The organism is Micromonospora sp. NPDC047812 (assembly GCF_040704175.1).
Classification (GTDB): domain Bacteria; phylum Actinomycetota; class Actinomycetes; order Mycobacteriales; family Micromonosporaceae; genus Micromonospora.
In genome coordinates, this window is record NZ_JBEYRY010000007.1 from 180,664 (window position 1) to 207,212 (window position 26,549).

Here is a 26,549-nt window from a genome sequence, read left to right on the forward strand (position 1 = left end):
GGTTGTTGCGGTCACGTGTTCATCTTCCGTTGAGGTTCGAGGAGCTGAGCCAGATCCGCGATGTGCAGAATGCCCACGACATCTTCGCCTGAGGTCACCACGTACTGCGCGCCCGGGTGGGTCTGCACGGTCTCCATCACGCGTTCCCCGTCGAGCCCGACCGGCATCGCGGGCAGGTTGGCCAGGGATCGGGCGACCGCGTCGACGGCCAGCCAGGGGCGGCGCTCCACGGGCACGGCCTCCGCCGCCGCCGGGTCGACCAGGGCGACCGGCCGGCCGGCGGTGTCGGTGACCACGAGGGCGGCGCCCGGGGTGCTCCCGTCGGCGCGCCGGCGGTGCGCCTCGGCCAGCGGCGTGCCGGTGGGCACGGCGAGCACGGGCCGGGCCAGCCGGGACAGGTCGATCAGCGGGAAGCGGCGGCTGATCCGAGCCATCCGGATCGACTGCCCGGCGCCGCGCCACAGGGTGAACGCGACGAGCAGCATCAGAGGCAGCGCCAGCGGCGCCAGGTCACGGGTGAGGGTGAGCAGGGCGACCAGCGCGGCGGTGCCGACGGCGACGACGCGTCCCACCCAGCCGGCGACCTCGGTGCCGCGGTGCCGGTCCCGGGTGACCGCCCAGACCGCCGCCCGCAGCGCCCGGCCGCCGTCGAGCGGCAGGCCCGGCAGGATGTTGAACAGCGCGACGATGACGTTGCTCACGGCCAGTTGGAAGGCGAGCTGGTTGGCCAGGGTGCGGTCGGGCAGGGCGAGGGTGGCGGCGACCGCGAGCACGCCGAGCACGGCGGAGACGGCCGGGCCGGCGAGCGACACCAGCAGGTCGATCCGGGGCGTCGGGGCGTCGCGGTCCATCTCGGTGTAGCCGCCGAGCAGCTCCAGGGTGATCCCGCGCACACCGATGCCGTAGCGGCGGGCGGTGAGGGCGTGGCCGAGCTCGTGCAGGAGCACCGAGCCGAGCAGGGAGACCACGAAGCCGAAGCCGATGAGGTAACCGGCGAGCTGGGACAGGTCGAGCTGGCGGCGGGCGAACTCGGCGTACAGCACGGTCACCAGCAGGGTGAGCAGCACCATCGAGCCGTTGAGGTGCAGCGGCACCCCGAACACCCGGCCCACGGTCAGGCCGGTCCGCGCGTCGGGCCGGCGGCGCGGTCGCCTCGTCTGCTCCATCGGATCGATGCTACGCGGCGGAGATCATGCGCCGGCGCGGCGACGGGACCACGCGCCGGCGGGGCGTGGCGATCATGCGCCGGTGCGGCGACGGCCGTGGTGTCACACCGGTGCCCTAACCTTCCGGGCATGACGGCGGAACCGGTGACCACGCAGCATTCCCCGACCCCGGCCGAGATCCCGGCGACGGTGCGGGCCTCGCTGTCGCCGTCGCGGGCGGCGGACTTCAAGACCTGCCCGCTGCTCTACCGGTTCCGCAGCATCGACCGGCTGCCCGAGCGGCCGACCGTCGAGCAGGCCCGGGGCACGCTCGTGCACGCGGTGCTGGAGCGGCTGTTCGACCTGCCGGCGGCCGGGCGCACCCCGACGGCGGCGGGCGACCTGGTGGCCCCGCAGTGGGACCGGCTGGTCACCGAGCAGCCCGAGCTGGCGGCGCTGTTCGCCGACGGCGACTCCGCGGCGGCGGCCGAGTTCCTCCGCTCCGCCGCCGGGCTGCTGGAGGGCTACTTCGCGGTGGAGGACCCGCGCCGGCTGGAGCCGGCCGAGCGGGAGAGCCTGATCTCGGCGGTGGTCGACGAGGAGCTGCTGATCCGGGGTTACGTCGACCGGCTCGACGTGGCGCCCGACGGGGCGCTTCGGGTGGTCGACTACAAGACCGGCGGCGCGCCGCGCGAGGCGTTCGAGGCCCGGGCGTTGTTCCAGCTCAAGTTCTACGCGTTGGTGCTCTGGCGCACCCGGGGCGTGGTCCCCCGGGTGCTGCGGCTGCTCTACCTCAAGGACTCGGAGGTCTGCGACTACGCCCCGGACGCCGACGAGCTGCTGCGCTTCGAGCGCACCGTGGTGGCGTTGTGGCGGGCGATCGAGCAGGCGACCGCCCAGCAGGATTTCCGCCCCCGGCCGAGCCGGCTCTGCGACTGGTGCAGCCACCAGGCGCTCTGCCCGACCTTCGGGGGCACCCCGCCGCCGTTCCCGACGCAGGCGGCGCCGGATCCGCTGCGCGACGCCCGGTCCCGCCCGACGCCTCCCGGCGCCGACGAGTGACCGGCTGACCGGCACCGCCACCCCCGTGAGGTCCGTCGACGCCGCCGCGCTGTGGGGCGCCCCCGTCCCCGGATTCCGCCGGCCGGCGCTGGTCTCGCGGTGAACCGCCGTCGATTCGACCGGTCGTGCGGGGCCCACGCGTCGGGTGGCCCCGCGCGGCCGGCCGCTCCGGCGGGGATGAGCTGCTCTCCTCCTGAGGGATGAGGCCGGGCTCACCGCCGGCGACGATCAATCGGCCGCGACGCCGGATAGCGTCGCGGTATGACTTCGGGCCCCCGGGCGTGGCTGCGCCGGCACCCCCTCGCCGCGGACGCGCTCCTCGCCGGCGGGCTCGTCTTGGCGGAGGTGGTGCTCATCGCGCTCACTCCCCGCGACTACTGGCCGGGGCGCCTGCTGGCGGCGCTGGGCTGGAGCGTGGTCTGCGCCGTGCCGGTGGCGTGGCGGCGGGTGGCGCCGTGGGCGGCGGTCGCGATGGCGGTGGCGACCCTGGCGGTGCCGCTCCTGCTCGGCCCCACGCCGACCACGCAGGGCATGACCTTCATGGTGCTCACCTACACGGCGGCCGCCGCCGGGCCACCGCGTACGGCGGCCGTGGCCGCGCTGGTGCTGTGGATGTCGGTCGGCGCCACCAGCGCCCTCGCGCCGCCACCGGACGAGCTGCTGGCGAACGTCAGTCCCGCCTACCTCGTGCTCAACAACCTGCTGGTCGGGGCGGTCTCGTACTCGGTGGGACGCGCGGTGCACGCCCGTCGGGCCTCCACGGAGGCACTGCGGGAGCGGGCCCGGGCGGCCGAGGAGAACCAGCGTTCGCTGGCCGAGCGGGCGGTCGCCGACGAGCGTCGCCGCATCGCCCGCGAGCTGCACGACGTCGTCGCGCACCACGTCAGCGTGATGGGGGTGCTGGCCACGGGCGCGCGTCGCGTACTGCCGAAGGATCCGGGCGCGGCCGACGGGGCGATCGCCACCATCGAGGAGACCAGCCGGGCGACGCTGCGGGAGATGCGCCGGCTGCTCGACGTGCTGCGTACCGACGCCGAGCCGGCCGCCGACCTGGCCCCGCAGCCGGGACTCGCCGGCATCGAGGCGCTGGTGGAGCAGGTGCGCGACGCCGGCCTGCCGGTGACCCTGCGGGTCGAGGGCACCCCGGGGCCGCTGGAGGAGGGGGTGGCGCTGACCCTCTACCGGATCACCCAGGAGGCGCTGACCAACGCGCTCAAGCACGCCGGTGCGGCCACCGCCCAGGTGCTGCTGCGCTTCGACGGGGACACGGTCGACGTGGAGATCGTCGACACCGGGCGCGGCCCCGCGCCCGACGGCGACCGGATCGGACACGGCCTGGTCGGGATGCGGGAGCGGGTCGCCCTCTACGGTGGTGTCCTGCGCACCGGGGCGCGGCCGGGCGGGGGCTTCCGGGTGTCGGCGAGGATCCCGGTGGAGCCGCGGGGCGCGGCGGCGTGACCGGGGATCGGGACGGGGGAATCAGGTGACCGACGCGACGGTGCCGGCACGGCCGGTACGCATCCTGCTCGCCGACGACCAGCCGCTGCTGCGTACCGGCTTCCGGATGGTGCTGGGCACGGAGGAAGACCTGGACATCGTCGCCGAGGCCGCCGACGGCCTGGAGGCGGTGGAGCTGTCCCGCCGGCTGCTGCCCGACGTGGTGCTGATGGACATCCGGATGCCGCGGATGGACGGGGTCGCCGCGACCCGGGCGATCGTCGACGCCCGGCTGCCCGTGCGGGTGCTGATCCTGACCACCTTCGACCTGGACGAGTACGTGGTGGGGGCGCTGCGGGCCGGGGCGAGCGGCTTCCTGGCCAAGGACGTGCCGGCCGACGACCTGGTGGCCGCGATCCGCACCGTGGCCGCCGGGGACGCGGTGGTGGCGCCGCGGATCCTGCGGCGCCTGCTGGACCGCTTCGCCGAGGCGCTGCCCGACCCCGCGGCCGCGCCGCCCCGCACGCTGAGCGCGCTGACCGAGCGGGAGCGGGAGGTGCTCGTGCACGTGGCCCGGGGGCTGTCCAACGCCGAGATCGCCCGGGCGTTGTCGGTCAGCGAGACCACCATCAAGACCCACGTCGGGCACGTGCTGACGAAGCTGGGGCTGCGCGACCGGGTGCAGGCCGTGGTGCTGGCGTACGAGTCGGGTCTGGTCCGACCGCGGGCGTAGCGCCTCGTCGCCGACGGCGCGGGCGGCGTACCCGGGGATGCGCCGCGGCACGGCGGCGTGGTTGCCGCCGTCACCTACCGTGACCGGAGACGTCGCCGCGTGGTTGACCCTGACGCGGCGTCACTGTGCAGGATCGGTCCCGGCCGGTCGGAGAGCCCTCGGCCGGCCGCCCACTCAGGGGCAACCCTGAGTCGGCATTGGGGGGCACCCGCAGCGCGAAATCCGCCACGGCTCCGACCGGAGTCGGACGGATCGGGGCCGGCGAGCACAGATGATGGGACTGCCGCGCCGGACCAGCGGGGGCGGCGCGGACCGAACAGACGGAAGAGGTAGATGACGTGACCGCGACGGTAGGCCAGCAGGCGCAGGCCGCGGCCCGGGCGAGCGACGTGTGGAAGGTGTACGGCAGCGGCGAGGCGCAGGTCGTCGCGCTGCGGGGGGTCAGCGCGGAGTTCGAGCGCGGCCGGTTCACGGCCATCATGGGGCCCTCGGGCTCGGGCAAGTCGACGTTGATGCACTGCCTCGCGGGCCTGGACTCGGTGACCCGTGGCACGGTGTCGATCGGCGACACGAAGGTCACCGGTCTGGGCGACGCGGGCCTGACGAAGCTGCGCCGCGACAAGGTCGGCTTCATCTTCCAGCAGTTCAACCTGCTGCCGACGCTGACGGCCAAGGAGAACATCCTGCTGCCGCTGTCGATCGCCGGGCGCAAGCCGGATCCGGCCTGGTACGACACGGTGATCGCCACGGTCGGGCTGCGGGACCGGCTGGACCACCGGCCGGCGCAGCTCTCCGGCGGCCAGCAGCAGCGGGTGGCGTGCGCCCGGGCGCTGGTCGCCCGGCCCGAGGTGATCTTCGCCGACGAGCCGACCGGCAACCTGGACTCGCGGGCCGGCGCGGAGGTGCTGAACTTCCTGCGCAACTCGGTACGCGAGCACGGGCAGACCATCGTGATGGTCACCCACGACCCGACCGCCGCCGCGTACGCCGACCGGGTGGTCTTCCTCGCCGACGGGCAGATCGTCTCCGAGCTGATCGAGCCGACCGCCGACACGGTGCTGGACACCATGAAGAAGCTGGACACCCCCGCCGAGGTGGGGCGCTGATGTTCCGCGCGACCCTGAAGAGCCTGCTGGCCCGCAAGGTCCGGCTGATCCTCTCCGGCCTGGCCGTGGTGCTGGGCGTCATGTTCGTCTCTGGTGCGTTCGTGCTCACCGACACCCTCGGCCGCTCGTTCGACGCGATCTTCGCCGACGCGTACGAGGGCGTGGACGTCAACGTCGCCGCCAAGCCGAAGATCGACATCGGCGAGACGGAGGGCATGCCGGTGGCCGCGCCCGTGCCGGCGGCCACCCTCGACAAGGTCCGGGCGGTGCCCGGCGTGGCCGAGGCCACCGGCATCGTCGGCGTCGACGGGGCGCGGCTGATCGGCGGCAACGGCAAGGTCGTCGCCTCGTTCGGCCCGCCGCAGCTGGGCGAGAACTGGACCGGCGAGAGCGACCTGGTGCAGTTGCGCGAGGGGCGGGCCCCGCAGGCCGACGACGAGATCGTCATCAACAAGGCGCTCGCGGTGGCCGGCAAGGTGAAGGTCGGCGACCGGGTCGGCGTGCTGACCCTCCAGCCCAAGCAGGAGTTCACCATCGTCGGCGTTTTCGGCTACAGCGGCGGCCGGGACTCCATCGGTGGCGCCAACGAGATCATGTTCACCACGCCGGTCGCGCAGCGGCTGATGCTCGGCGCGCCGGACACCTTCAGCAACATCTCGGTCACCGCCGCCGGTGGGACGTCGGACGAGGCGCTGCGCGACGCCGTGGCCGCCGCGGTGGGCGCCGACTTCGAGGTCAAGACCGGTGCGCAACTGTCCGAGGACGCGGCGGCCGGCATGAAGGAGGCGCTGTCCTTCTTCAACCGGATCCTGCTCGGCTTCGCCGCGGTGGCGCTGCTGGTGGGCACCTTCCTGATCCTCAACACCTTCTCGATCATCGTGGCGCAGCGCACCCGGGAGCTGGCGCTGATGCGCGCCGTGGGGGCCAGCGGGCGGCAGATCATCGGTTCGGTGGTGCTGGAGGCCGTCGCGGTGGGCCTGGTCGCCTCGGTGCTCGGCCTCGGCGCGGGCATCGGCATCGGCGCGCTGCTGGCGTACCTGTTCAGCACGTTCGCCGGCGGGCTGACCCTGGCGGGGATCGGCGTGCCGCTGTCCGCCGTGGTCGGCGCGTTCGCCGTCGGCCTCGTGATCACCGTGGTGGCGGCGCTGCTGCCGGCGCTGCGAGCGTCGCGGATCCCGCCGATCGCGGCGATGCAGGACGTGGCCACCCCCGACCGGCCGCTGACCAAGGTCACCGTGGCCGGGGCGATCGTCACGGCCGTGGGCGGCACGCTGCTGGCGCTGGGGCTCACCGGCAACTCCGGGGGCAACACCCTGGCCACCATCCTCGGCGGGGTGCTCTTCGCCTTCATCGGCGTGGCCCTGCTGACGCCGCTGATCAGCCGGCCGGTGGTGAGCCTGCTCGGCGCGATCTTCGCCTGGTCGGTGCCAGGCAAGCTGGGCCGGCTCAACTCGGGGCGCAACCCGCGCCGCACCGCCATCACCGCCGCCGCGCTGATGGTCGGCATCGCCCTGGTCACCGGGGTGACGGTGATCCTGGACTCGGCGAAGAGCAGCATCGGCGGGCTCGCCCAGGACAGCCTGAAGGCGGAGCTGGTGATCGCCGGGGCGCAGAGCGGTCCCCGGCCGCCGAGCTTCGACCCGGAGGTGCTCAAGAAGGCCGCCGCGATCCCCGGGGTGCGCCTGGCCGACGGCGAGTACGGCGACCTGGCGATGGTCGGCGGCGAGCGCACCTGGGTCGCGGCGAGCAGCGACGTCGCCGCGCTGCGGCAGATCTTCGGGGTCGAGCCGACCGCCGGCGACATCGACCGGTTGGCGCCGGACGGGATGCTGGTCAGCTCCGACACCGCGACGGCGCGCGGCCTCTCCGTGGGGTCGAAGGTGCCGGTGCAGACGTCCCGGGGCGAGGCGCGGACGTACACGGTGACCGGCATCTACGCCAGTTCCCAGCTGACCAACCCGGTGGTGCTGCCGGCGGAGGCGGCGAGCGGCTTCGCCATCCCGCAGCCGATCCAGGGCTTCATCCAGCTGGCGCCCGGCACCCGGGTGGCCGACGTGCAGCCGCAGATCGAGGCGCTGCTGGCCGACTCCCCCGAGGTGTCGGTGGCCGACCGGGAGGCGTTCATCGAGCAGCAGACCGGTCAGCTGGACGGCCTGCTCACGATGATCCAGATCCTGCTGGCGCTGGCCATCGTGATCGCCGTGCTCGGCATCATCAACACCCTGGCGCTGTCGGTGCTGGAGCGCACCCGGGAGCTGGGGCTGCTGCGGGCCATCGGCCTGCGCCGGTCGCAGACCATGCGGATGATCACCGTGGAGGCGGTGGTGATCTCGGTGTTCGGCGCGCTGCTCGGCGTCGTCGTCGGCGCCGGCCTCGGCGCGGCCGTGGTCGAGGCGCTGCGCGACGAGGGCATCACCGACCTGGTGCTGCCCTGGACCCAGATGGGGATCTTCCTCGGCCTCGCCGCGATCGTCGGGGTGATCGCCGCGGCGCTCCCGGCGGTGCGGGCCGCCCGGATCAACGTGCTCGGGGCCATCGCCCACGACTGATCCCGACGCACGACGAGGGGCCCCGCCGCTCGGCGGGGCCCCTCGTCGGTCAGGCGCCGGGCGGTGGCGCGCCGAGCAGGGCGGCCAGCAGCTCCAGGTCCGCGCCGGTCAGGCTCTCCAGCTGGTGTACGCCGTCCAGCGGCCCGATCGGCACCTCCGCCGGTACGGCCAGCACCGCCGCGCCGGCGGCGAGCGCGCTGGCCACCCCCGTCGGCGAGTCCTCGATCGCCACGCAGCGGGCGATCGGCACGCCGAGCAGCCGGGCGGCGGTCAGGTACGGCTCCGGGTGCGGCTTGGCCGCCTCGACCTCGTCGCCGCAGACGACCGCGTCGAAGCTGTCCCGCCCGAGGGTGTCCAGCGCCACCTCCACCAGGGGCCGGCCGCTGGAGGTCACCAGAGCGGTCGGGATGCCCGCCGCCCGGACGGCCCGCAGCAGGTTCAGCGCGCCGGGGCGCCAGCGCAGCCCGGTGCGGAACAGCTCCAGGATGCGGGCGTTGATCCACGCCGCGCTGGCCTGCGGGTCGCGCCCCGGCTGGCCCAGGTCGTCGTGCAGGATGCGCATCGACGCGGCCATGCTGGAGCCGATCATCGCCTTGCGGGCCGGGTCGGAGAGGGTGCCGCCGTACTGCGCTGCCAGCTCGCGCAGCGCGACGTCCCACAGCTTCTCACTGTCGACCAGGGTGCCGTCCATGTCGAAGAGCACGGCGGCGGGGTGGTGGCTGTTCAGCGGGTCCTCCCTCGGGTGCGTACCCGGGGATCCTCTCAGCCGGCACGCCACCGGCGTGCGCCCCGGTGCCGCGGGGTGACCTGGCCGACGGGTTGCGCGCGGGCGCGAGACTCGGGGACAACCGGCCGCCGGCACGGTGGCCCCTCGCCCGGAGGTCGCCATGCGCGTCCGATCCCTGGTCTCCCGGTGCACCGTGATCCTGCTGGCCGCCGCCGCCGCGATCTGGCCGGCGGGGCCGGCCGCCGCGGCGAGCCTGCCGCTCGATCGGTGCTACGACCTGGAGACCCCCCAGCACGAGGACGAGCGGGACTGGTTCGCGCCGGGCAACGTGCACACCACGTGGCCCTCCCCGGTGGGCATGGTCGACCGGGACGTGTTCCGGGTGACCGCCCTGGGCAAGGTCCGCATCGACCACTGGGGCACCCAGAAGTCGATCTCCGGCGAGCTGCCGCTGGCCGGCACCGGCTGGCCCGCGCCGGACGCTCCCCGGTACGCGCTGATCGCGAGGGTGACGTCGGGGTCCATGCTGGTGCTGAGCACCGGGCTGTTCTACGGCTCGGGCCGGTGGTTCCCGGTCGGCGCCGACAGCGGCTGCCTGCTCTACTACAACGCCGGTGCGCCGTCGCGGCTCGTCTTCTCCTTCAACGACCCGAACCTCGGCGACAACGGCGGCGGCGCGGCGGTGTGGGTGCGGCAGTGGTGGAACTAGCGCTGCCCGGCGGGCTCAGGTGAGGTCGCAGGCGCCCAGGGAGCGCTCGTAGCCGCGGAAGAACGACTCGGTGCGCTGCTCGGCGGTGCCGTGCGCGCCCTCGGCGAACCACGGCTGGTCGGGGGCGTCGCCGACCGCCAGCAGCCCCTCGCGGAACTCCTCCAGGTCGCCGTCGTCGAGCTTGAGCGCCTTCGCGCGTACCGAGTCGCCGAGGTACGCCCCGGCCATGCAGTCGGCCTGCAACTCCTGCTGGATGGTGTAGGAGTAGCGGATGCCGAGCCGGGCTTGGATGCCGTGCGCGTACTCGTGGCCGAGCAGGTAGAACACGAACGCGTCGCCGACCTGGCGGAACGCGCCCACCGACCAGTTCACGTCGTAGGCGATGAAGTCGCCGGCCGAGCAGTAGACGGCGTTGTTGCGCGGCAGCGCCTGCCCGCCGCAGGACACCTCGCCGGCCCGCCGGTACGGGATGACGCGGCGGATCGGGCGGAACCGCTCCCCCGAGGCCTGGAACTGCGCGGCCCAGTACCGCTCGGCGATCGTCTTCGCGTCGGCGACGTCCTGCTGGAACTCCTCGACGCTGGTGGTGCCGTCGGCCCGGGTCTGCGCGGCGCCCGGCGAGGCCGGGGCGTCGGGCCGCTGCGGGGCGGGCTGTCGTCCCTCGGGTTCGGACACCCCGCCGACCACGCACCCGGCCGCCGCGACGAGGGCCACCACGAGGCCGGCCAGCGAGCTTCGCGGTCGGCGTCCCACGCGCGTCGTCACAGTGCCCTCCCCGGCGTCGCCGTTGCGGCGTCCAGTACCCCGGCGGCGGGTCCGTCATGCCGGGGCACGGACGCGGTCCGGCGCACGCCGGGTGAGGCCGCGCCGTCCACCAGCGGCCCACGGGGTCGCCCACGGCGCGGCTGCCGTGGGCGCCGGCCGGGTGGTGACGGCTGACCGGCGGACGAGCACGAACCCGTCGGCGCGTCCGTCGGCGGTTGGTCAGGGGCTGGCGGCGAGGAAGACGAAGGCCGCGAGCAGCACCAGGTGCACGCCGCCCTGGAGCACGGTGGCCCGCCCGGGCACCACGGTCAGCACGCCGGTGACGACGGTGAGGGCGAGCAGGGTCACCTGGGTGCCGCCCAGGCCGAGCAGCAGCGGGCCCTCCAACCAGATCGAGGCGAGTGCTATCGCCGGGATGGTCAGCCCGATGCTGGCCATGGCAGAGCCCAGGGCCAGGTTCAGGCTGATCTGCACGCGGTCGCGGCGGGCGGCCCGGGCGGCGGCGATCGTCTCGGGCAGCAGCACCAGCAGCGCGATGACCACGCCGACGAACGACGGGGGCAGGTTCGCCCCGGCGACGGCGGACTCGATCGCCGGCGACACCGACTTGGCGTCGCCCACCACGGCGACCAGGGCCACCAGCAGCAGGCCGAGGCTGAGCAGGGCGGACCGGTCCGACGGCGGTTCGGCGTGCCCCTCCGTGCCGAGCACCCGTCCCTGGCTGTTGACGGGCAGGAAGTAGTCGCGGTGGCGGCCGGTCTGCACCATGACGAACAGGCCGTAGAGGGCGAGCGAGACCACGGCGGCGAAGGCGAGCTGTGCCGGGGTGAACTGCGGGCCCGGCCGGCTGGTGGTGAAGGTCGGCACCACGAGGCTCAGCACGGCGAGGGTGGTCACGGTGGCCAGGGCGCCGCCGGTGCCCTCCGAGTTGAAGACCGCCACCCGGCGGCGCAGCGCCCCGATCAGCAGCGACAGTCCCAGGATGCCATTGCAGGTGATCATGACGGCGGCGAAGACGGTGTCGCGGGCGAGGGACTGCGTCTTCTCGCCACCGCTGATCATGAGCGTGACGATCAGGGCGACCTCGATGACGGTGACGGCCACGGCGAGCACGAGCGAGCCGTACGGCTCCCCCACCCGGTGGGCCACCACCTCGGCGTGGTGCACGGCGGCCAGCACCGCGCCGGCCAGCAACACGGCCACCACGACCACGACGGGGCCGGACAGGTCGCGCCCCCAGGTCAGGATCAACACCAGGATCGCCAGCAGCGGGGTGACGACGGTCCAGTCGGTCAGACGGGTGCGGAACAGCGCGGCCATGCCCCAACCCTTCCAGAGGCAACGATCACCTGACCCCCGACCGGCGGACCTCGACCTGCGCCTCGGCGAGCCCTGCGACGTCCACGAGCCGGCGCGGCGGGCACGCGTTCGTCGAGTTCGCGCCCGCGGGCGACCCGGACGAGTTCACGAACACGGGTGGTTGCCGGGCCGACGGCAGGAGACCGTCCCCTTCCGCGCCGGTCACGGGCAGGGCCGCGCGGTCGACCCGACGGGCGACGGGGAAGTGACAGGACGCTGCACACGAAGCCGCTGCGACGCCGTGCCACCCCACAGGGGGACGGAGCGGCTGGTGCGCGCCAACGGTCGCCGGCGGGCAGGGTCCCTCCATCATGGACGGAAGACCTGTGGTCCCATGTGACCATGATCAGTCCCACACCTCTCATGCGTCTGGTGGCCGGCGTCTGGGGATTCAAGACCCTCGCCGTCGGCGTCGAAATCGGCCTCTTCAACCGCCTCGCGAACGGGCGGACCCTCACGGTCGACGAGGCCGCCGCCGAGTTCGGGCTGGCCGACCGCCCGGCGGATCTGCTGTTGGCCGCGTCCGCCTCACTGGGCCTGTTGGAGAAGGCCGGCGACGGCTACCGCAACTCCGAACTTGCCGAACAGTTCCTGGTCGAGGGCCGCCCCTACTACTTCGGTGCGCAGATCCGCTACTCCGACCTGCGGACCTACCTGCCCTGGCACCGCATCGGCGAAGCTCTGCGCACCGACCGGCCCCTCACCTGGGACCCGCAGGCCCAGCAGTCGATGTTCGACACCACCGACCCGGAGATGCTGGCGCAGTTCTGGGACGCCATGTTCTCCACTTCCAGCTTCACCGCCCGCGCGCTGGCCGACGCGTACGACTTCGGCGCGCACGCCCGGCTGCTCGACGTCGGCGGTGGGGCCGGGGCGTTCCCGATCGAGTTCTGCCGCCGGCTGCCCGGCCTGCGGGCGACCATCCTCGACCTGCCGCACGTGTGCGTCCGCGCCGAGGAGCGGATCGCGGCGGAAGGCCTGAGCGGGCGGATCGGCACGGTCGGCGGCGACTTCCTGGCCGACGCGGCGCTGCCGGGCGGGCACGACGTCATTCTGTTGAGCATGATCCTGCACGACTGGGACGAGTCGACCAACCGGGCGCTGCTGGCCAAGTGCCACGCGGCGCTGCCGCCCGGTGGGGCGGTCGTCATCTGCGAACTGCTGCTCAACGACGAGCGCACCGGTCCGCCGGAGGCGGCTCTGATGGGCATGAACATGCTGGTGGAGACCGAGGGCGGCAGGAACTACTCCGGTGCCGAGTACGCGGCCTGGCTCACCGACGCCGGCTTCGTCGACGTCCGCACCGTGCCGTTCGACGCCCCGGGCGCCAACGGAGCGGTGGTCGCCCGCCGGGCCTGACCGTCGGCGTGCCCGTTCCGGCGCCGACGATCCCCGCCGCCCCGGTTCCGCCGCCTCGCCCGGCCACGGGCGTGCTGTCGGCGGGTGCGGTCGGCCGGCTCGTCGGCGCCGGTGGCATCCGGGCGGTCCGGAGACGCCGCTCGGCGAGGGACGTCAGTCCGGGTCCGGCAACCACGGCCCGAGTACGGCGGGCTCGGCGACCGACTGCCGCACCCGCTCACGCTCCGGGGCGCTCAACGGGAGGGTCGTGAGTCGAGCGCCCCAGTCGGGCACCGACTCCGGCTTCTCCAGCGCGACCGACAGCTCGATCAACCCGGCCAGCGCCAACGCCTGTTCGACGGCCGGCGCGGCGTCGCCGTGCCGACGCAGCCCCGAGTTGAGCGCCCGGAAGGCGGCCAGGTCGTCGCTCTTGAACTCGCGCAGGATCCGCGCGTTGTCGAGGACCCGGGTCAACCCCCGCAACCGCTTCGAACCGCCGTACTCCAGCTCCGCCGGCTCGTCGCGTTGGATGAAGATGATGGTGTTCCCCGACGGATCGACGACGCTGAACCGCGACGCGCCGGGGCGGTAGCGGGTCATCCGGGGGCGCCCCTTGGCGAGCACCTTGCCGTGGGTGCGGCGCATCGCCTCGCTGAACGCCGCGTGGTAGGGCGCGACCGCGTCGACCATCACCAGGCAGCCGCCGGTGTTCTCGGCCGAGGGGTCCACGCCGCTCGGCGCGCCGCCGTAGTGCAGCTCGAACCCGCTCCACCGGAACGCCAGGTAGACGTACGGCTTCGTCTGCTCGTAGGTGACCTCGAACCCGAGCGCACACCAGAACGCCAGGGTCTCCTCCGCCGACACGCAGTGCAGCAGCGGCACCGTGGTCTCGTTCGGCTGGACGTGGTCCTCGGTCATCGTCGGCACCCACTCCCCGTCCGGGTCGACAGCCCGGCCATTGTGCCAACGCGCGTGGCGCTTCGCACGCCTCCGGCCGGGCGACGACGGGCGTGACGGCTCACCGGGTGGGATGACGCCCGAGGGTCGAGGTGTGGGCTCAGTGCGCCGACTGGGCACCGAGTTCGACGAGGAGCACGCCGGCGGCGATGAGACCGATGCCCAACATCATGACCTTGGTGAGCGGGTCGTCGAAGGCGAGCCGCGCGATGACCGCGGTCAGTGCGATGCCGGCCGCGGCCCAGACGCCGTAGGCGACGCCGACGGCCATGCCGGCGCGGAGGGCCAGGCTGAGGAAGACGAAGCACGTCACGTAGCCGCCGACGACGACGGGCGCCCACGCCTTCTTGCGCAGCCCCTCGGAGGCGCGCAGTGCCATGGTGGCGGTGACCTCGAAGGCGATCGCGGCCGCCAGGAAGACCCAGCTCATCGTGCCCCCTCGGGCTCGTGGTGGACGTCGTGCGGCGCGGCCTGTCCCGGTTCCGCCTGGTGGGAGCCGAGTTCGACGAGCAGGACGCCGGCGACGATGACGGCGAAGCCGAGCCCCATCACCCAGGTCAGCGCGTCGCCGAACAGCAGCGCGGCCAGCAGCGCGGTGAGGGTGACGCCGCTGGCGGCCCAGATGCCGTACGCGACGCCGATCGGCATGCCCTCGCGCAGGACCAGCGAGATGAGCACGAAGGAGAGGGTGTAGCCGACGACGACCAGCGCGATCCACGCGGCGTGGTCGTTGGCCGCGCGCAGGGCGAGGGTCCCGCTCACCTCCAGGCCGATGGCTCCGGCGAGGTACAGCCACTGCTTCACGAGTCGTCGCCTTCCGCGGTCAGGTCCTCGATGAGCGCGACGAGGGCGTCGCGGTCCTGCGGTTCCGGTGGAAACAGGCCGGTGGCGAACGCGCTCCAGAGGCCGTCGGCGGCCAGCCGGGCCAGGGTGAGCCGGGCGCGCGTGGCCGGTGGCAGGTTCGCTGGCAGGTCGAACCACTTGGCGAGCCGCCCGATCCAGGGCCCCGACAGCGCCGGCCGGTAGGCGGCCTCCGCGGCGACCGCGTACTCCGCGCGGCTGGCGTCGCCGCCGTACGCGACGCGCGCGTACGCCCGGATCCGCGCGGCGGGGCTCGCCCGGTCGAACGGCACCGCGAGCGTGGCGAGCATCGCGTCCTCGACCCGGCCGGCGGCGTGGTCGACGATCGCCAGCAGGAGGGCGTCGCGGGTCGGGAAGTGGTACATCAGTCCCGGCTTGGTCATCCCCGCCCGCCGGGCGACGGCGTCGAGGGTGATGTTCGCGCCCTCCTCGGCGGAGACCAGGGTCATGGCGGCGTCGAGGATGGCGGTTCGCTGGCTTGGTCGCACCTGGTTACTTTACCGTCCGGACGGTAAAGTAACCGGGTGCACGCGAGCACGCTCACGATCGGGGAGCGAGCGCCCGGGGGACCGACCGCACGGACTTCACCACCGGGAACGGCCGTGCCGAGCGGACCAGCCCAAACAGGCGTAGGCTGGGGCCATCCCGGAAACGACGGCATCCCACTCCGGTGGTGCCCGCCACGCCGGCTCCCACCGAGGGCATGCGACGTCCGCACCCGATCCGCGGTGGCACGAGCGACCGTCCGGGACACCGTTCCCACCCTCCCGGGGCCCACGGTGCCGTCGACCCCGTCGGCGCGTCCACGGCACGGCACCCGCGGTCGACACCCCGGTGACCCGCACGCCCGCACCCGGCCACGGGCGCAGGCCGTCCGCGGTGACGAGGCCCCACAGCGCCGCCCCGGGCGGGGCGAGCGACCCGGGCGCCCCGCCCGGCGCACGACGCGACCTGACGCACGACCCCACCGCTACGCCGCGGTCACGGCGATGAGGATCCGACATGACGCCATCGCCCCACGCCCCCGCTCCCCCGTCGACGCCGCGTCTGCGGATCGAACCCACCCGGTCCACACGTACGCTGCTCGACGGTGGCTGGTGGCCCCGATCGACAGACCCGCTCGCGGAACTGCCCGGCCTGGTCCTCGCCATCGACCTGCTGCACGGGCCGATCGTCCGGCTGGTCCTCAACGCCGACGCCTGGGACGGCAACCCGCGCCACCTGGCCGTCGACGGCAGGGTGCTGCGGTTGGGCTACTTCACCAGCCAGCCCGCCACCCTGCTGACCGCGATCTGCCGCAACGACGACCGCGTCGACCTGCTGGTCGTACCGCCGGAGACCCCGGCGGGACTGGCCGAGGCGGCGATGGCGCTCGCCGCCACCGCCGGCAACCTGGTCCACTCCCCGCAGCTGCTCGTCGCCGCGGGCACGACCTCCGACGCGAGGACCGCCAGCGCGGACAGGCACAGCTGGGAGAGCGAGGGCGGTCGACTGCGCAGCGCCCCCCGCTCCCCTGCCGCCGGCGCCGCCCGTCCGGCCGGCGCCGAGCAAGCCCGAACGTCCGCGCCGACAGCGCCCCCGCCGAGGCAGCGGCGCACCGGAGACCATCCGACCATCACCACCGAGGAGCAGACCATGACAGTCTCCAGACACACCATCGTGGCCGCGCTGCGTCGACGCGGCCAGCACACCAGGGCCGACTGGGTCGAGCGGGAACTACCGGCGCAGGTCGACACCACCCGGCACGCCGGGCTGCTCGCGACCCTGCGTCTCGACCTCACCGAACTTGGCGGGTCGACCGCGCGGTGAGAGTGGCCCTGCTGGGCCCGGTGGCCTGGCGGACGCCGCCGCGCCACTACGGCCCGTGGGAACAGGTGACCGGTCTCCTCGCCGAGGGCCTCGTCGCGCGGGGCGTGGACGTGACGCTCTTCGCCACGTCGGACTCGATCACCTCCGCCACCCTGGACGGGGTGTGCCCGCGCGGCTACGCCGAGGATCCGGGCATGGACGGGCGGGTCTGGGAGGCGATGCACGTCTCCCACGCGTTGGCCCGCTCCGCCGAGTTCGACCTCGTGCACAGTCACCTGGACTGGTTGCCGCTCGCCTTCGGCGAGCACTGCGACGCCCCGCTGCTGACCACCGTGCACGGCTTCTCCGGGGCGGGGATCCTGCCGGCGTACGAGAAGGGCCGCTCGGCCTACGTCTCCATCTCCGACGCCGACCGGGTCCGCGGGCTCGACTACCTCGCCACCGTCTACCACGGGGTCGACCTGGACGGACTGCCGTTCACCCCGGATCCCGGTCCCGGGCTGGTGGCCTTCGGCCGGATCCACCCCGACAAGGGCACCCACACCGCCATCGAGATCGCCCGGCGGGCCGGCCGGCCGCTGACCATCTGCGGCATCGTGCAGGACGAGCGGTACTTCCGCGAGCAGGTGGAGCCGCACGTCGACGGCGAGCGGGTCACCTTCCTCGGCGCCGTGGGCCCACGCCGCCGCGGCGACGTCCTGGGCGGCGCCACCGCGCTGCTGCACCCCGTCGCCTTCGACGAACCGTTCGGCCTGTCCGTGGTGGAGTCGATGGCCTGCGGAACGCCGGTCGTGGCGTACGCCCGCGGGTCGATGCCCGAGGTCGTCGACGTGGGAGTGACGGGCCTGCTCGTGCGGACCGTCGCGCAGGCCGTCGAGGCCGTCGGCCGGGTGGCGGCGATCGACCGCGCCGCCTGCCGGGCACGGGCCCGGCACCGCTTCGGCGCAGACCGGATGGTCGCCGACTATCTGGCCGTCTACGACGACCTCATCGGCCGACCGGAACGCTGACACCGTCCAGATGCCGACAATTCGCTCCGAATCCGGCTCCACTCGATCCAGGGTCACCGCCGGCCCCACCCCCCCGCTGACGCGGCGGCCGCCCCCTGAACCCGTTCCGTCGGCCGGCCACGTCGGCCGACGCGCGCCGTTACCACGTGAGGCCCGCCCCGTCCCTCGGTGGCGGCCGACAACCGGAAGGCACGGCACCCGATGTCCACCCGATACGGCTTCCTGAGCACCCACCCGCCGACCCGCTGCGGACTGGCCACCTTCAACTCGGCCCTCGCCGCCCATCTCACCGCCGGCGGCCCACCCGGCGGCGTCGTGCGGGTCACCGCCCCCGGCGACGACCAGCGCCCGGACCCCTCCGTGGTGCACACCTGGTCGTCACGGAACGCGGCCGGGTGGCGGGGCGCGGCCACGGCGCTCAACGCCTTCGACGTGGCCGTGGTGCAGCACGAGTACGGCATCTACCCCGGGACCGACGGCGAGGACGTCCTGCCGTTGCTGCGCCGGCTCACCGTGCCGAGCATCGTGGTCCTGCACACCGTGCTCCGTCAGCCCTCGGCCCGGCAGAAGACCCTGCTGGAGCAGATCGTGGCCGCCGCCGGCGCGGTCGTCACGATGACCGGCACCGCCCGCGACCGGCTGCTCGTCGGCTACGCGGTGGACCCGGCGAAGGTGTCGGTGATCCCGCACGGCGCCGCCGACGCCGTGGGCGGCCCTATCCTGCGGCGGACCCGACCGCACCTGCTCACCTGGGGACTGCTCGGGCCCGGCAAGGGGATCGAGTGGGCGTTGCGGGCGCTGGCCCGGTTGCAGGACCTCGACCCGACCCCCACGTACACCGTCGCCGGCCGGACCCATCCGAAGGTGATCGAGCACCAGGGCGAGGCGTACCGGGCCGGCCTGCACCGCCTCGGCGCCGAGCTCGGCGTCGCGCACGCCGTGGACTACCAGGCCGCGTACCACGACGCGGCCACCCTCGGGGCGCTGGTGCGCTCCGCCGACGTGGTGCTGCTGCCCTACGACTCGGCCGAACAGGTGACCTCGGGCGTCCTGATCGAAGCGGTGGCCGCCGGCGTCCCCGTCGTCGCCACGCCCTTCCCCCACGCCGTCGAGCTGCTCACCGGCGGCCCGGGTCTGGTCGTGCCCCATCGGGACCCGACGGCGCTGGCGGCCGCGATCCGGCGGATCCTCACCGAACCCGGCCTGTCCGCCAACCTCGCCGGCCGCTCCCGACCGATCGTGGCGGACCTGCGCTGGCCGGCGGTGGCGGCGCGGTACGAGGCCCTCGCCGGACGGCTCATCGCCGGCCGGACACTCACGGTCACCCCGGCAGCGGCGTGACGCCGCGCGACCGGGCCGGCCACGGCACCGGGATGCCGGCACCCGTGCCGAGCTTCACCCACCTGGCCCGGCTCAGTGACGACACCGGCCTCTTCGAGCACGCCCGGCACGCCATCGTTCGTCGGGAACACGGCTACTGCACCGACGACGTGGCCCGGGGTCTGCTGGTCGTCAGCCGCGAGCCGGAGCCGTCGGCGCAGGTGCTCGCGCTGGCCGAGCGCTATCTGGCCTTCCTGACCCACGCGCAGGACGGTCGCGGCGCCTTCCACAACCGCCTCGGCCACGACCGGCGCTGGACCGACCAGCCCGGGCTCGGTGACTGGTGGGGGCGTGCGCTGTGGGGGCTGGGGACGGCCGCCGCCCGCAACCCCGCCGACTGGATCCGCACCGAGGCGCTCGTGGCCTTCAGCCGCGGCGCCACCCGACGCTCGGCCGCGCCGCACGCCATGGCCTTCGCCGGCCTGGGCGCCGCCGAGGTGCTGCGCCGTCATCCCGGGCACGCCGCGGCCGGGGCACTGCTCGACGACGCCGCCGGAGCCGTCGGCCCCGTCGGCCCCGATCCAGGCTGGCCGTGGCCGCAGCAGCGGCTCAGCTACGCCAGCGCCGCCCTCGCGGAGGTCGTCATCGCCGCCGGCCAGCTACGCGGAGACGCCGCGCTGCTCGCCGACGGGCTGCGCATGCTGACCTGGCTGTGCGAGATGCAGGTACGCGACGGGCGGCTCTCCGTCGTACCCGTCGGCGGCTGGCGACGCGACGGCGCTCGTCCGCGCCACGACCAGCAACCCATCGAGGTCGCCGCCCTCGCCGACGCGTGCGCGACCGCCGCCGCGATCACCGGCGACCCGGCCTGGAGGATCGGGCTCGGGCGGGCCGTCGGATGGTTCCTGGGGGACAACGACCTCGGCATGGCCATGTGGGACCCGGCGACCGGCGGCGGCTACGACGGGCTCACCCCGCACGGCCCCAACTTCAACCAGGGCGCCGAGTCGACCCTGGCGCTGATCTCCACCATGCAGCACGCCCGGCAGTGGTCGTGACCGGGATCCTGGCCACCCGCCAGAGCCTCACCCTCGCTCCCGACCCCCGGCGGGTCGTCGTCAAGCTCTTCGTCCCGGGTGAGGACGCCGCCGTGGCGCAGACCCGCGCGCACGATCTCGTCGACCGGATCGCCGGCCTCGACGCCGACGAGACGCAGATCCTGCTCCGACAGACGCTGCACGACTTCGGCGGCCGGCACCGCGACCTGGAGGGCACCTTCCGGCACCACTACGAACTCGTCCGGCACCGGGTCGCCCGCACCCGGCAGCTCTCCCCCACCGCGCGGCTGCTCGTGGGCGCCTACTTCAGCCACGAGTACGCCGTCGAGGCCGCGGCGCTGTGCAACCCGTCCATGGTGGCCCACCCCGACCAGTCGGCGCTGCGCCCGGGGCAGCTGCGGGTGGCGGTCAGCCTGCGCCAGATCGGTGAGGGCCACCTCTCCTCCGTCGGGTTCGCCAGCGCCGTGCTGGGGCCCGGGAGCCGCCTCGCCGTGCAGGGGCGGTCGGGACCGTTGGTGAGCGGCCGGCGCGGCCACGTGCGACACCGACGGGACCTGCTGGCTGCCGGGCTACGCGAGGAGGGCTGGGACAACGAGGTCTGCGCCACCGTGCTGGCCGCCCTCCCGGAGCAGTACGACGAGGCAGGTTTCGAACGGGTACTGGCCGCCCTGCCGCCCGACCTGTTCTACCGCCACACCACCCCGGACACCCTGGAACAGCTGCGCCGGATATCGGCGGCCAGCTACGCCGTCGCCTTCCCGGCCGACACCCTCCTGCACGAGCGGGTGCTCTGGCCGGCCACGTCGGCGGAGAGCAACGGCATGGAAGACGCCCGGTTCGTCAGATTCGTCGACGACGCCGGCGTCGCGACCTACCAGGCGACGTACACCGCATACGACGGTCGACGCATCGCCGCCCGGAGGTTGGCCAGCGACGATCTGAGCCGGTTCCGGATCGACCCGATGCGCGGACCGGGTGCCCGCAACAAGGGCATGGCACTCTTTCCCCGGACCGTCCACGGCCGGCACCTGGCCCTCTGCCGCGCCGACGGCGAGACCATCGGACTGACCGTCCTGGCCGATGACGGGACCTGGCAGGCCCCCGTGCCGCTGCACGGGCCGCGCCGCAGCTGGGAGTTGATCCAGGTCGGCAACTGCGGGTCGCCCGTCGAGACCGCGGCGGGCTGGCTGGTGCTCACCCACGGCGTCGGCCCGATGCGCCGCTACGCCATCGGGGCCCTGCTGCTCGACCTGCACCGCCCGGAGCGGGTGATCGCGGAGCTGCCCGGGGCGCTGCTGGCCCCCGACGACACCGAGCGCGAGGGGTACGTGCCCAACGTCGTCTACTCCTGCGGCGGTCTGCTCCACGACGAGCTGCTCTGGCTGCCGTACGGTGCCAGCGACGCCCGGGTCGGCTTCGCCACCGTGCCCTTGGACGCGCTCGTCGCGGCGATGGTCGGGCAGCGGTCCGGCTGAGTGCCGAGCGGCCGGCGCGCACCGCCGGCCGGCCAGTCTCGCGTCTGTCGAGAAGGGCGGGTCAGGACGGCGCGCGTCGGTGTCGGACCCACCTGGTCGAGCCGTGCGGACCCCGGCGGCCGGTGCGCGGCCGCCGGGGTCTCCCCGGTCAGGACTCGGAGTTCCTGCGGCGGTAGAGGAAGAGCAGGCTCGCGCCGGTGCCGACGGCGAGGCTGCCGAGGCCGGTCAGGACGGGTACGAGCGCACCACCGCCGCTAGCACCGGTCACCGGCAGCTGCGTGCGGCTCGGGGTCGGGATCCCGGTCGGGGTTCGCGTGGGCTGTCCCGTCGGCGAGCCGGTGGGGCTTCCGGTGGGTTGACCGGTCGGAGTGCCCGTCGGAGTACCGGTCGGGGTGCCGGTGGGAGTGCCCGTCGGGGTGCCGGTGGGAGTGCCCGTCGGAGTGCCGGTGGGAGTGCCCGTCGGAGTGCCGGTGGGCTGACCGGTCGGAGTGCCCGTCGGAGTGCCCGTCGGGGTCCCCGTCGGAGTGCCTGTGGGCTGACCGGTCGGAGTGCCCGTGGGGGTGGTGGTCGGGCTTCCTGTCGGCTGGAGGCAGGCGGGGGTGTTGATGGTGTTGGTGTCGAGGGTGACGGCACCGGTCTGGGCCAGGGCCCGCCCCTGGAGGGTCGCGCCGGTGTTCATGGTGATCGAGGTCTGGGCCAGGATGTTGCCCACGAACCGGGTGCCGGTGCCGAGGGTCGCCGAGCTGCCCACCTGCCAGTAGACGTTGCAGGGCGAGGCGCCGTTGATGAACACGACGCGGCTGTTCGCGGCGGTGACGAGGGTGGAGGCGATCTGGAAGATGAACACCGCCGCCGGGTCGTTCTCACTGTCGAGCGTCAGCTGACCGGTCAGTTGCGCGGCGCCGATCCGGTACACCCCGGGGGTCAGCGTGGCGCCGCCGAGTTCCGACGGCCGGTTGGTGAAGGGAGTCCGACCAGCGGCGTCGTTGTACGCGGTGGTCAGGTCGTTCTTGGCCTGCAGGGCGACATCGTCGGCGAGATGGATCTCGCCCTCGACGCTGCCCGGTGGGAAACCGGTCGCCTGGCTGCCGGGGTGGACGCCGAGGCTCTGCTCCAGGATGGTCGGACCGGTGTTGGTCACCTCCGAGCCGGCCAGTACGGAGAAGTTCGCCGCTGTGCCCAGACCGACCGGCGCCTCGGCCGCGCTGGCACCGGTGCCACTGACGATCAGCACGGCAGCGGCCGCGGTGGCGGCGGCGACTGCTGCGAGCGCCGGCATGGCCGCGCGCCGAAGATGACGGATTCGGGTGACTGTCACGATGTTGCCCTCTCATGGTGCGTCTCCGGCCGGCGCTGTCGCGGCAGCGCGCCGAAGTCACACACGTGCGACATTAGGTAATCGGACTTTTGCACGCAGAAGACGTAAATGCGCCGGAAATCCCAAAATCCTCGTCCATCGACCGATGAGAAGTTCCGGCTCGGCCCGGCGGCGCCAAAGCTGAAAATCCAGAACGAGTCTCACGTCAATCGCGGATGCACCCGGAAACGCCTTCTCCCTTACGGCCCGATCTCGCCGCCGCGGGCTCCATCCAGGACGCCCGTCAGCCGCAGCGGCCGCCCCCTTCGACGCCTCCTGTCGGAGGCGGCCGCGCTGCCGCCCCCGGCACAGCACCACCACCCGCATGACCCGACCGTGTCGAATGCGCCGAATCGCCCCTCGCCGCCCCCGTGGTGTCTCCACGATGTGAGGAAGGTCGGACTCAGAACTGAGAGGGGTAGTGCGCGATGAGGCGTCGACGCAGCAGGAGGGTGCCGCTGCTACAGGCGGCAGCGATGTCGCTGGCAGCGATGGTGGCGGCGGCGGCCGTCGTACGGGCCCGGCGCCGGCGCGCCGCCAACGACGCGGCGGCCGGCGATCTTTCGGCCCTGCGGGACGGCGCGTTCGCCGACGCGGGCACCGGCGGGCTACCGGTCCCCGGTGGCGCGACCGCCCGGGACAGGCAGACGACGTCACCGGCGGCCGCGGCGCGGTGAGGACGGGGAGCGCCGCCCCGCGCCCGGGCCGGCACTGGCGCCGGCCCGGCGTGACCGGGCGGCGCCCGCCCGACGCCTCGGATGCGTGCGCCCTGGCGCGCCACGCCCGTCCGCGCGGACGAGGGAGGACGAGTGCCCCGCCCCGCGGCGACCGGGCCACGGGAGCAGGTCACGGTCGGCCCCGACCCGGGCCCGCTGCTGACCACACTCGCCATGAAGGACCGCCTGTCCGACGACGACAGGCCGAGAACGCCACACGCACGGAGCCGCGACGATGAGCGATGCGACCCTCGACACCCGACGTCACGGTGGCAGTCAGTACGCGGAACTGGCGCGCCTGATCCGGCGGGCGGGACTCCTCGATCCGCGGCGCGGCTACTACGCGCTGCGCATCGGTGCCCTCGGCGGGTGCTACGTCGGCGCCTGGGCGCTGTTCGGGTGGCTCGGCGAGTCGTGGTGGCAACTGGCCGTCGCGGCCGTCCTCGCGGTGATCTTCGCGCAGGCCGGGTTCATCGGTCACGACGCCGGCCACCGCCAGGTCTTCCGCACCCGTCGCGCCAACGACCTGGTCGGCCTGGTCCACGGCAACCTGCTGATCGGTCTCAGTTACGGCTGGTGGGTCGGCAAGCACAACCGCCATCATGCGCACCCGAACACCGAGGGCCACGACCCGGACATCGTCGTGCGGCCGTTGTCGTTCACCCCCGGGCAGGCGCGGGGGCAGCGCGGGCCCGGCGCGCTGGTGGTCCGTCACCAGGCGTACCTGTTCTTCCCGCTACTGCTGCTGGAGGGCCTGCACCTGCACGCCAGCAGCGTCAGGGCCCTCGTCGGCGCGAGCCGGATCAGGCGCCGCCCCGTGGAGGCCACGCTGCTGGCCGTGCACGCCGTCGGATACCTCGGGGCTGTGATGCTCGTGCTGAGCCCGGCGCAGGCCGTCGCGTTCGTCCTCGTCAACCAGGGCCTGCTCGGCCTCTACCTCGGCAGCGCCTTCGCCCCCAACCACAAGGGCATGCCGATCCTCGCCGCCGACGACCGGCTCGACTACCTCCGGCGCCAGGTGCTCACCTCCCGCAACGTGCGCGGCAACTGGTTCATCGACGCCCTGCTCGGCGGCCTGAACTATCAGATCGAGCACCACCTCTTTCCCAGCATGCCGCGACCCAACCTCCGTCGCGCCCGGCCACTGGTCCGACAGTTCTGCGCCGACCACGACATCCCCTACCACGAGACCAGCCTGACGCGCTCGTGGCGCCAGGTGCTGGGGCACCTGCACGCGGTCGGTTCGGGCCGATCGGCCGACGACGCCGGCCCGCGCTGAGGCGCCGACCGCTCGCCGGATCCCGCCGCGCCGGCCGCCGGCGACGGCCCCGCCTCGCCGGGGCCCGGAGACGCACGCGTGTCACCGGGCCTACCGCGTGTTCTCCAGGGCCGCGTTCCGAGGGTCGGCCCCGGGCCGCTCGGCGGGCGCGGAATGCGCCGGCACCCGTGCGGTGACGTACAGTTCCGGGTCGGACTTGGCGTGAGCCGGGAAGACACGGCGCGGAAACGGGACGAGACAACGACGGCATGACGGCGGACAACATCACGGAAACCGGCCACAACGGCATCGACCGGACCCAGCTGGAGACCTGCCTCAGCGTCTTCGAGGCGTTGGAGGACCTGCCTCCCGATCACCCCGACGTGGTACGGGTGCAGCGGGCCACCGCGCGGCTCTACAAGGTGATCAAGCAGCGCCGACGCGAGGAGCGGCGGGACGCCATCGCGGCGGCCGACCGCGCGGTGACGGCCGCCACCGCCACGGGCGCGCCGGGCCGGATCGACGACGAGACCCAGGGGATCCCGCTCGCCTCCCCCACCGAGGGCACGACGGCCGGCTTCCTGCACAACCCGCGCGGCTGCTACATCTGCAAGCAGCGCTACCGCGAGGTGGACGCCTTCTACCACCAGCTCTGCCCGTCCTGCGCCGCGTTGAACCGGGAGCGCCGCGACGCCCGCACCGACCTGACCGGCCGGCGTGCGCTGCTCACCGGCGGCCGGGCGAAGATCGGCATGTACATCGCGCTGCGGCTGCTGCGCGACGGCGCGCACACCACGGTGACCACGCGGTTCCCGCACGACGCGGTACGCCGGTTCGCGGCGATGCCCGACAGCGGGGAGTGGCTGCACCGCCTGCGGATCGTCGGGATCGACCTGCGCGACCCCGCCCAGGTGATCGCGCTCGCCGACTCGGTCAGCGAACAGGGCCCCCTCGACATCCTGATCAACAACGCGGCGCAGACCGTGCGGCGCAGCCCCGGGGCGTACGCGCAGCTCGTCGCCGCGGAGGCGGCGGCCCTGCCGGAGGGCCCCCTGCCGGAGGTCGTCACGTTCGCCAAGACGGCCGGCCGGGGCGACCCGGCGGGCGGCCTGACCGCCTCGCCGCAGTCGACCCCGCTCACCCCGCACGCGCTCACCGCGCTCGCGCTGACCAGCGGCTCCGCCTCGCCGGAACGGATCGCGGCGGCCACCGCCATCGACGCCGGCGGCCTGGTGCCGGACCTCGACCCGGTCAACAGCTGGGTGCAGCGGGTGCACGAGGTCGACCCGGTGGAGCTACTGGAAGTGCAACTGTGCAACGTGACGGCCCCGTTCGTGCTGGTCAGCCGGTTGCGGCCGGCGATGGCCGCGGCGACGGCCCGCCGCAAGTACGTCGTGAACGTCTCGGCGATGGAGGGCCAGTTCGGGCGCGGCTACAAGGGGCCGGGGCACCCGCACACCAACATGGCCAAGGCCGCGCTGAACATGCTGACCCGCACCAGCGCCCAGGAGATGCTGACCGACGGCATCCTGATGACCAGCGTCGACACCGGCTGGATCACCGACGAGCGGCCCCATCCGACGAAGATGCGGCTGGCGGACGCCGGCTTCCACGCCCCGCTGGACCTGGTCGACGGCGCGGCCCGGGTCTACGACCCGATCGTCCGCGGCGAGCAGGGCGAGGACCTGTACGGCTGCTTCCTCAAGGACTACGCGCCCTGCGCCTGGTAACGGCGCGTTCACCAGATCGTCGCTATTGCCAACCTTCGATGCGTGTGTAAAAGTTCTTCACTGACTTC

The 26,549-nt window shown here is 73.8% G+C and carries 23 protein-coding genes and 1 pseudogene; 15 read left to right on the top strand and 9 right to left on the bottom strand.

Annotated elements, in window-relative coordinates:
* Positions 1-11: 11 nt before the first annotated feature.
* Positions 12-1,166 (bottom strand): site-2 protease family protein, encoded by a 1,155-nt coding sequence (locus AB0883_RS24375; RefSeq protein WP_366643548.1) that lies wholly within the window; start codon positions 1,164-1,166, stop codon positions 12-14.
* Positions 1,167-1,295: 129 nt separating this feature from the next.
* Between AB0883_RS24375 and AB0883_RS24380 the strand changes: the two genes are divergently transcribed.
* From AB0883_RS24380 to AB0883_RS24400, 5 genes are all read left to right on the top strand, one after another.
* Complete coding sequence (locus AB0883_RS24380; RefSeq protein WP_366643549.1) at positions 1,296-2,207, top strand: PD-(D/E)XK nuclease family protein; 912 nt, start codon at positions 1,296-1,298, stop codon at positions 2,205-2,207.
* A 261-nt stretch (positions 2,208-2,468) separates the two neighbouring features.
* On the top strand, positions 2,469-3,665 hold the full coding sequence (locus tag AB0883_RS24385; RefSeq protein ID WP_366643550.1) for a sensor histidine kinase: 1,197 nt from the start codon (positions 2,469-2,471) through the stop codon (positions 3,663-3,665).
* Positions 3,666-3,690: 25 nt separating this feature from the next.
* On the top strand, positions 3,691-4,377 hold the full coding sequence (locus AB0883_RS24390; protein WP_366643551.1) for a response regulator transcription factor: 687 nt from the start codon (positions 3,691-3,693) through the stop codon (positions 4,375-4,377).
* A gap of 338 nt (positions 4,378-4,715) precedes the next feature.
* Positions 4,716-5,483 (top strand): ABC transporter ATP-binding protein, encoded by a 768-nt coding sequence (locus tag AB0883_RS24395; RefSeq protein ID WP_121398229.1) that lies wholly within the window; start codon positions 4,716-4,718, stop codon positions 5,481-5,483.
* Entirely contained in the window at positions 5,483-8,032 is a 2,550-nt protein-coding gene (locus tag AB0883_RS24400) for an FtsX-like permease family protein (RefSeq protein WP_366643552.1), read from the top strand. Before AB0883_RS24395 ends, AB0883_RS24400 begins: the two co-directional genes overlap by 1 nt.
* 49 nt (positions 8,033-8,081) lie before the next feature.
* On the opposite strand, the gene AB0883_RS24405 is transcribed toward AB0883_RS24400, so the two are convergent.
* Positions 8,082-8,735 (bottom strand): HAD family phosphatase, encoded by a 654-nt coding sequence (locus AB0883_RS24405; protein ID WP_121398227.1) that lies wholly within the window; start codon positions 8,733-8,735, stop codon positions 8,082-8,084.
* Between the two features lie 184 nt (positions 8,736-8,919).
* On the opposite strand from AB0883_RS24405, the gene AB0883_RS24410 reads away from it, so the two are divergent.
* Positions 8,920-9,468: a hypothetical protein gene (locus tag AB0883_RS24410; RefSeq protein ID WP_366643553.1), complete on the top strand. Its 549-nt coding sequence runs from the start codon at positions 8,920-8,922 to the stop codon at positions 9,466-9,468.
* A gap of 15 nt (positions 9,469-9,483) precedes the next feature.
* On the opposite strand, the pseudogene AB0883_RS24415 reads toward AB0883_RS24410, so the two are convergent.
* A pseudogene (locus AB0883_RS24415) lies at positions 9,484-10,251 on the bottom strand (neutral zinc metallopeptidase); the annotation flags it as partial.
* Positions 10,252-10,452: 201 nt separating this feature from the next.
* Positions 10,453-11,553: an ionic transporter y4hA gene (locus tag AB0883_RS24420; protein WP_366643554.1), complete on the bottom strand. Its 1,101-nt coding sequence runs from the start codon at positions 11,551-11,553 to the stop codon at positions 10,453-10,455.
* 381 nt (positions 11,554-11,934) lie between these two features.
* Between AB0883_RS24420 and AB0883_RS24425 the strand changes: the two genes are divergently transcribed.
* Positions 11,935-12,951, top strand: coding sequence for a methyltransferase (locus tag AB0883_RS24425; protein ID WP_366643555.1), 1,017 nt, complete (start codon positions 11,935-11,937; stop codon positions 12,949-12,951).
* Between the two features lie 153 nt (positions 12,952-13,104).
* Here the strand turns inward: AB0883_RS24425 and AB0883_RS24430 are convergent, their stop codons facing one another.
* The 4 genes from AB0883_RS24430 to AB0883_RS24445 form a co-directional block, all read right to left on the bottom strand.
* The gene (locus AB0883_RS24430; RefSeq protein WP_366643556.1) at positions 13,105-13,848 is read right to left on the bottom strand and encodes a glyoxalase; all 744 of its coding nucleotides are present in this window, start codon (positions 13,846-13,848) and stop codon (positions 13,105-13,107) included.
* 139 nt (positions 13,849-13,987) lie between these two features.
* Positions 13,988-14,317 carry a multidrug efflux SMR transporter gene (locus AB0883_RS24435; protein ID WP_366643557.1) on the bottom strand — a complete coding sequence of 110 codons (330 nt, stop codon included), beginning with the start codon at positions 14,315-14,317 and terminating at the stop codon, positions 13,988-13,990.
* Positions 14,314-14,691 carry an SMR family transporter gene (locus AB0883_RS24440; RefSeq protein ID WP_366643559.1) on the bottom strand — a complete coding sequence of 126 codons (378 nt, stop codon included), beginning with the start codon at positions 14,689-14,691 and terminating at the stop codon, positions 14,314-14,316. Before AB0883_RS24440 ends, AB0883_RS24435 begins: the two co-directional genes overlap by 4 nt.
* Complete coding sequence (locus tag AB0883_RS24445; RefSeq protein WP_366643560.1) at positions 14,688-15,236, bottom strand: TetR family transcriptional regulator; 549 nt, start codon at positions 15,234-15,236, stop codon at positions 14,688-14,690. The genes AB0883_RS24440 and AB0883_RS24445 overlap by 4 nt, the downstream gene beginning before the upstream one ends.
* Positions 15,237-15,750: 514 nt before the next feature.
* Here AB0883_RS24445 and AB0883_RS24450 point away from each other — a divergent pair.
* From AB0883_RS24450 to AB0883_RS24470, 5 genes are all read left to right on the top strand, one after another.
* Positions 15,751-16,557 (top strand): DUF5994 family protein, encoded by an 807-nt coding sequence (locus AB0883_RS24450; protein WP_366643561.1) that lies wholly within the window; start codon positions 15,751-15,753, stop codon positions 16,555-16,557.
* A complete protein-coding gene (locus AB0883_RS24455) occupies positions 16,554-17,567 on the top strand; it encodes a glycosyltransferase family 4 protein (protein WP_366643562.1) in 1,014 nt (337 codons plus the stop codon). The genes AB0883_RS24450 and AB0883_RS24455 overlap by 4 nt, the downstream gene beginning before the upstream one ends.
* Positions 17,568-17,768: 201 nt before the next feature.
* Entirely contained in the window at positions 17,769-18,908 is a 1,140-nt protein-coding gene (locus AB0883_RS24460) for a glycosyltransferase (protein WP_366643563.1), read from the top strand.
* A gap of 32 nt (positions 18,909-18,940) precedes the next feature.
* On the top strand, positions 18,941-19,945 hold the full coding sequence (locus AB0883_RS24465) for a glycosyltransferase (RefSeq protein WP_366643592.1): 1,005 nt from the start codon (positions 18,941-18,943) through the stop codon (positions 19,943-19,945).
* Entirely contained in the window at positions 19,942-21,420 is a 1,479-nt protein-coding gene (locus AB0883_RS24470) for a glycoside hydrolase family 130 protein (RefSeq protein ID WP_366643564.1), read from the top strand. The genes AB0883_RS24465 and AB0883_RS24470 overlap by 4 nt, the downstream gene beginning before the upstream one ends.
* Before the next feature lie 148 nt (positions 21,421-21,568).
* On the opposite strand, the gene AB0883_RS24475 is transcribed toward AB0883_RS24470, so the two are convergent.
* A complete protein-coding gene (locus AB0883_RS24475; protein ID WP_366643565.1) occupies positions 21,569-22,738 on the bottom strand; it encodes an ice-binding family protein in 1,170 nt (389 codons plus the stop codon).
* 515 nt (positions 22,739-23,253) lie between these two features.
* Here AB0883_RS24475 and AB0883_RS24480 point away from each other — a divergent pair.
* The 3 genes from AB0883_RS24480 to AB0883_RS24490 all read left to right on the top strand — a co-directional run bounded on the left by AB0883_RS24480 (position 23,254) and on the right by AB0883_RS24490 (position 26,481).
* Positions 23,254-23,454, top strand: coding sequence for a hypothetical protein (locus AB0883_RS24480; RefSeq protein WP_366643566.1), 201 nt, complete (start codon positions 23,254-23,256; stop codon positions 23,452-23,454).
* Positions 23,455-23,728: 274 nt separating this feature from the next.
* Positions 23,729-24,772 (top strand): acyl-CoA desaturase, encoded by a 1,044-nt coding sequence (locus tag AB0883_RS24485; protein WP_366643567.1) that lies wholly within the window; start codon positions 23,729-23,731, stop codon positions 24,770-24,772.
* A gap of 248 nt (positions 24,773-25,020) precedes the next feature.
* Positions 25,021-26,481, top strand: a complete 1,461-nt coding sequence (locus AB0883_RS24490; RefSeq protein ID WP_366643568.1) for an SDR family NAD(P)-dependent oxidoreductase — start codon at positions 25,021-25,023, stop codon at positions 26,479-26,481.
* The last annotated feature ends 68 nt before the right edge of the window (positions 26,482-26,549 follow it).

Coding starts and splice junctions, on each gene's coding strand:
- AB0883_RS24425 (WP_366643555.1), top strand. CDS start 11,935: ATGATCAGTCCCACACCTCTCATGCGTCTGGTGGCCGGCGTCTGGGGA.
- AB0883_RS24485 (WP_366643567.1), top strand. CDS start 23,729: ATGAGCGATGCGACCCTCGACACCCGACGTCACGGTGGCAGTCAGTAC.
- AB0883_RS24430 (WP_366643556.1), bottom strand. CDS start 13,848: ATGACCGAGGACCACGTCCAGCCGAACGAGACCACGGTGCCGCTGCTG.
- AB0883_RS24465 (WP_366643592.1), top strand. CDS start 18,941: ATGCCGGCACCCGTGCCGAGCTTCACCCACCTGGCCCGGCTCAGTGAC.
- AB0883_RS24460 (WP_366643563.1), top strand. CDS start 17,769: ATGTCCACCCGATACGGCTTCCTGAGCACCCACCCGCCGACCCGCTGC.
- AB0883_RS24410 (WP_366643553.1), top strand. CDS start 8,920: ATGCGCGTCCGATCCCTGGTCTCCCGGTGCACCGTGATCCTGCTGGCC.
- AB0883_RS24450 (WP_366643561.1), top strand. CDS start 15,751: ATGACGCCATCGCCCCACGCCCCCGCTCCCCCGTCGACGCCGCGTCTG.
- AB0883_RS24375 (WP_366643548.1), bottom strand. CDS start 1,166: ATGGAGCAGACGAGGCGACCGCGCCGCCGGCCCGACGCGCGGACCGGC.
- AB0883_RS24420 (WP_366643554.1), bottom strand. CDS start 11,553: ATGGCCGCGCTGTTCCGCACCCGTCTGACCGACTGGACCGTCGTCACC.
- AB0883_RS24380 (WP_366643549.1), top strand. CDS start 1,296: ATGACGGCGGAACCGGTGACCACGCAGCATTCCCCGACCCCGGCCGAG.
- AB0883_RS24435 (WP_366643557.1), bottom strand. CDS start 14,317: ATGAGCTGGGTCTTCCTGGCGGCCGCGATCGCCTTCGAGGTCACCGCC.
- AB0883_RS24480 (WP_366643566.1), top strand. CDS start 23,254: ATGTCGCTGGCAGCGATGGTGGCGGCGGCGGCCGTCGTACGGGCCCGG.
- AB0883_RS24385 (WP_366643550.1), top strand. CDS start 2,469: ATGACTTCGGGCCCCCGGGCGTGGCTGCGCCGGCACCCCCTCGCCGCG.
- AB0883_RS24400 (WP_366643552.1), top strand. CDS start 5,483: ATGTTCCGCGCGACCCTGAAGAGCCTGCTGGCCCGCAAGGTCCGGCTG.
- AB0883_RS24490 (WP_366643568.1), top strand. CDS start 25,021: ATGACGGCGGACAACATCACGGAAACCGGCCACAACGGCATCGACCGG.